2 protein-coding genes are annotated in these 308 nt (G+C 26.0%); both read left to right on the forward strand.

Annotated features, from left to right (window positions below):
- The first annotated feature begins 58 nt into the window (after positions 1–58).
- Complete coding sequence (locus BHE89_RS26745) at positions 59–139, forward strand: hypothetical protein (RefSeq protein WP_353615088.1); 81 nt, start codon at positions 59–61, stop codon at positions 137–139.
- A 71-nt stretch (positions 140–210) separates the two neighbouring features.
- The coding region (locus tag BHE89_RS26750) for an endonuclease toxin domain-containing protein (RefSeq protein WP_353615089.1) at positions 211–308 on the forward strand (98 nt) is incomplete at its 3' end.

The following is a 308-nucleotide window of genomic DNA, read 5'->3' on the forward strand; positions in this document are numbered from 1 at the left end:
TATTAGTGTAAAGACATTAAATACCCAGACGGAATCAAGACTTAAAAATCCAAAATCAATAGAAAATATATTAAATAAATATATTTCAACTATGGATAAATATAGCGGTGATGCGCATGGAACTACAGAAATTTCATAAAAAGAATGTGAAATTAAAAACATTAGAATTAGGCGTTTCCAGAAAAAACCAATAAAGAACAATGGGATGCTATTAGTGTAAAGACATTAAATACCCAGACGGAATCAAGACTTAAAAATCCAAAATCAATAGAAAATATATTAAATAAATATATTTCAACTATGGATAA

Source organism: Shigella sp. FC1967 (assembly GCF_001743005.1).
Lineage (GTDB): Bacteria > Pseudomonadota > Gammaproteobacteria > Enterobacterales > Enterobacteriaceae > Proteus.